Consider the following 821-nt stretch of genomic DNA (forward strand, 5'->3'; position numbering starts at 1 on the left):
GGCTTTGTCGCGAACTTTGGCGGTCATGTTGCACCTTGGCGTAGTTTGATCCAACTGGTGGATTGAACGCGACAACGTTTAGGAAGGCCCAATGATCGATTTCAAGGGTGCGCACTACCCTCAATCTGTGATCCTGCTCGCGGTCTATTTCTACGTTCGCTACGGCGTCTCGTACCGCGACCTGGAAGAGATCATGGCAGAGAGGGGCGTGACGGTTGATCATGCGACGCTGAACCGCTGGGTCGTAAAATATTCACCCGAGGCCGCTCGTGTGGCGCAGAAACGGAAGGCCAGCACCGCTGAATCCTGGCGTATGGATGAGACCTATATCAAAGTCCGTGGTGAATGGGTGTATCTGTATCGTGCCGTAGATCGTGATGGGCAAACCCTTGATTTCATGCTTTCGAAGAGGCGCGACACGAAGGCTGCAAAGAAATTCTTCGCCAATGCTTTGTACAACAATGGCATCCCGAAACGGATCACCATCGACAAAAGCAGAAGCAACGCGGCCGGGATCAAAGAGGTCAACAAGATCTTCAAGCGGCTGAGCATACCTATCAAAATCGATACCGTTTGCTCGAAGTATCTCAACAACATGATAGAACAGGATCACCGTTTCATCAAAAGGCTCACGAGGCCGATGCTCGGCTTCAAAAGCTTCGCCTCGGCTGCAGCCACACTTGCGGGGGTCGAGGCAGCCAACATGATCCGCAAGGGGCAGCTTGGCCAGCTGAAGTGTGGTTTTCGCCAGTTTGCTGAGCTCGCGGGATAAATCTGTCTAGAAAAACCGCTCGCTCTGATCCATAAAAAAATTTGCGACA

General features: G+C 52.4%; 1 protein-coding gene. It reads left to right on the forward strand.

Features of this window, described 5'->3' with window-relative positions; all coding sequences use genetic code 11:
- Nucleotides 1–91: 91 nt before the first annotated feature.
- Nucleotides 92–772 carry an IS6 family transposase gene (locus tag HW561_RS23295; RefSeq protein WP_176867766.1) on the forward strand — a complete coding sequence of 227 codons (681 nt, stop codon included), beginning with the start codon at nucleotides 92–94 and terminating at the stop codon, nucleotides 770–772.
- Nucleotides 773–821 lie beyond the last annotated feature (49 nt).

The sequence above is a fragment of the Ruegeria haliotis genome, from assembly GCF_013377785.1.
Taxonomy (GTDB): domain Bacteria; phylum Pseudomonadota; class Alphaproteobacteria; order Rhodobacterales; family Rhodobacteraceae; genus Ruegeria; species Ruegeria haliotis.

Bases quoted from the DNA above. Each gene is read 5' to 3' on its own strand.
- HW561_RS23295 (WP_176867766.1), top strand. From the start codon at position 92: ATGATCGATTTCAAGGGTGCGCACTACCCTCAATCTGTGATCCTGCTC.